1 protein-coding gene is annotated in these 3,211 nt (G+C 69.7%); it reads right to left on the bottom strand.

The window, feature by feature from the left end; translation table 11 throughout:
- Positions 1 to 3,074 (bottom strand): condensation domain-containing protein (locus G9373_RS44865; RefSeq protein ID WP_346842941.1); only part of this gene is annotated, 3,074 nt, incomplete at its 3' end.
- Between the last annotated feature and the right edge of the window lie 137 nt (positions 3,075 to 3,211).

The raw sequence follows: 3,211 nt of genomic DNA, 5'->3' as shown, positions 1-3,211 counted from the left end.
GCCCTACCCCGCACCGGCACCAACACCCCCCGCTCCACCACACCCAACACATCCACACGAGCCAACGGTGTATCCGGATCGGAGGCCATCACCTCGAGCACCCGGGTGACCCGGCCGGCCATCGCGTCGACGGTGGCCCGGTCGACGAGGTCGGGTCGGTAGTGAAACGTCATGCGCAGCTGCGTGTCCACCGAGAAGGCGACGCTCAGCGGATAGTGCGTGGCGTCGACGCCGCTCACGTCGACCACCCGGATGCCGGCGAGGTCGGTGTCTTCGGTCAGGCCTCCCCGGTCGATCGGGTACGACTCGAAGACGGTTGCCGTGTCGAAACCGATGTCGGGGCCGGCTGCTCGCTGGATGTCGGCGAGACCGAGGTGGTGGTGGTCGAGGAGGGCTGCCTGTTCCGCTTGTGTCCGGTCGAGCAGCCGGCCGAGCGTTTCCCGGGGGTTCAGCGTGATGCGTGTGGGCACGGTGTTGACGAACAACCCGATCATCGATTCGACGCCGGACAGGTGCGGCGACCGTCCGGACACGGTGCTCCCGAACGTCACGTCGTGGCGGGACGTCGCTGCGCCGAGCACGATGCCCCACGCCACCTGCGTCACCGTGTTCAGTGTCGTGTTGCGGGTACGCGCGAGGGTGGTGAGGTCGGCGGTCAGTTCCTCGGACACAGCGTACCGAGCACTCTCGGGAGGAGCCGACAGCGGCCGTCCCCGTGCGTCGGGAAGGAGCAGCGTCGGACCGTCGACGCCGGCGAGCGCGGTCGCCCACGCCACTCGCGAGTCCGCAGGGTCCCGGCGATGCAGCCACGACAGGAAGTCTCGGTAGGGCCGGGGTCGCGGCAACGCCGAAACATCGTCGTCTCCGACCACATAGAGCGCGAGCAGCTCGCGGATCGCCAGCGGCATCGACCATCCGTCGAGGAGGGTGTGATGATTGGTCCACACGAGCCGGGATTCGTGGCTGCCGGTCGTCACGAGCACGAACCGCACCAGTGGTGCCCGGGACGTGTCGAACGGCGTGGCCCGGTCGGCGGTCAGGACCCGGTCCAGTTCGGCGGACCGCGCGGCCTCGGGCAGATCCGTGAGGTCGATCTCACGGAACGGGAGGTCGACGTCCGCGGGTACCACCTGGACGAATGTTCCGTCTCGGGCGGGAACGAACGCCACCCGCAGATTCGCGTGCCGATCCAGCAATGCGGTGGCGGCCCGGCGCATCCGGGCCGGGTCGACGGCACCCTTCAGGTGCAGTGCCACCTGGACGGTGTACGCGTCGATCGACGGTTTCGCGAGCAGGGCGTGGAACAGCAACCCGGCCTGCAGGGGTGCGGGCGGCCACACGTCGGTGAGCGCGCCGAAGCGCTTCTCCCACGTGTCGAGGTCGCCCTGGGTCACGTCGACGAGGGGGACGTCCGACGGTGTGAGTCCGCCTGCGTCCCCACTGTGCGCGTGGGACACCAACGCGGACACACACTCCCGCCACCGTTGTGCCAGCCGCTCCACGTCGGCGTGCGCGAGCAGAGTGTCCGGGAAACCGAACCCGACCCGGAGTCGTCCGCCGATCACGATCGCGTTGACCTCGACGGCGGCGGACGCCGGCATGTCGGGGTCCGGGACGTACCGCAGGTCGCCGAACCCGTCGGCGGGACTCCAGCCGACCGCGGTGTCACCGTCCGCCGAATCCGGAACCTGACCGAGATAGTTGAAACTGATCTGCCCCGGTTCCGTTCCCGGCAGGCTGCCCGCGGTGTCCGGGTTCAGGTAGCGGAGCAGTCCGTAACCGATGCCCATGTCGGGGACTTCCCGGAGCTGTTCTTTCACGCGCTTCACGGCGCTGCCGATGTCGTGGCCGCCGACGAGTGCGTTGTCGAGGTCGATGCCGCGGAGATCGACGCGCACGGGGAAGACCGTCGTGAACCAGCCGACCGTGCGGGACAGGTCGGCACCGGGCACCACCTGCTGCTCCCGGCCGTGCCCTTCCAGCCGGATCAGCATCGACGTTCCCGGGATCCCCCGCTCCGCTCGCCACCTCGACGCCGCCACCGCCAGCGCCGTCAGCAGGACGTCGAGGACACCCCCGTGATACAGCTCCGGGAGGCGTGTGAGCAGAACGGACGTGTCGTCGCGGGAGGTCTCGACACTCACGTCCTGCAACGCGGTCGCGAGGTCCAGGCCCGGATCGAGGGGGCGTTCGGTGATCAGCGGGTCGGGTCCGGCGACGACGTTCTGCCACCACCCCAGCTCGGCGGCCCTGTCGCTGCGGACGGCTTCTTCGGCCAGCGCGTGCGCCCACCGGCGCATCGACGTCGCCGGTTCCGGGAGGGCCGGTACGCTCCCGGAACTGATCTGATACCAGGCAGCTGCGAAGTCGGGCAGCAGAATCCGCCACGACACCCCGTCGACCGCGAGGTGGTGTGCCACCACGATCAATCGTCCGGTCCGTGCCGGGTGCCCGGCGGCGGACTCCGGGTCGAGCCAGACGAACTGGACGACCACCCCGTCGGACGGGCGCAATCGCTCCACGGCCGCTTGGTGCTCGGCCGCGATCAGGTCTGCCAGCGTGCCGGGATCGGACCCCGGGTCGACGACGATGCGACGGACCAGTGAGTCGGTGTCGATCTCGGTCGCGGCACGAGTCTCCATCTGCCACTGCCCGTTTGCGTCCTTACAGAGCCGTGACCGCAGCATGTCGTGTCGCGCGAGCACCGCGGTGACGGTCGCGAGGAGCCGGCCCGAGTCGATGCCGCCCGGGAGGTCGAGCAGCACGCTCTGGCTGAACCGCTCGAAGTGCCCGCCGCGCTCGATCAGGTACCGGACCACCGGGGTCGGCGGGAACGTACCGATGCCGCCGCCCGCGAGTTCGGCGAGCGTAACTGTGGTCTCAGCGTCCGCGATCGCCGATTCCGCCGCGAGCGCGGCCGCGGTCCGGTGCTCGAACACCTGCTGCGGCGTGAACACCAATCCTCGTGCCTTGGCACGGGACACCAGCCGGATCGACAGGATGCTGTCGCCGCCCAGCGCGAAGAACGATTCGTCCAACCCGACCTGGTCGAGCCCGAGGACTTCGGCGAACACCGACGCCAGTGTGTGTTCCGCCGCTGTTCGTGGCGCGCGGTGGGGTCCGCGCGCCACGGCGGGTGCGGGGAGTGCGGCACGATCCAACTTCCCACTCGCCGTCACCGGCAACTCCCCCAACACCACCACCACCGACG

The sequence above is a fragment of the Rhodococcus sp. A14 genome, from assembly GCF_011603105.1.
Classification (GTDB): Bacteria; Actinomycetota; Actinomycetes; order Mycobacteriales; family Mycobacteriaceae; genus Rhodococcus_F; species Rhodococcus_F opacus.
This window is presented reverse-complemented; position numbering and strand designations above follow the sequence as displayed.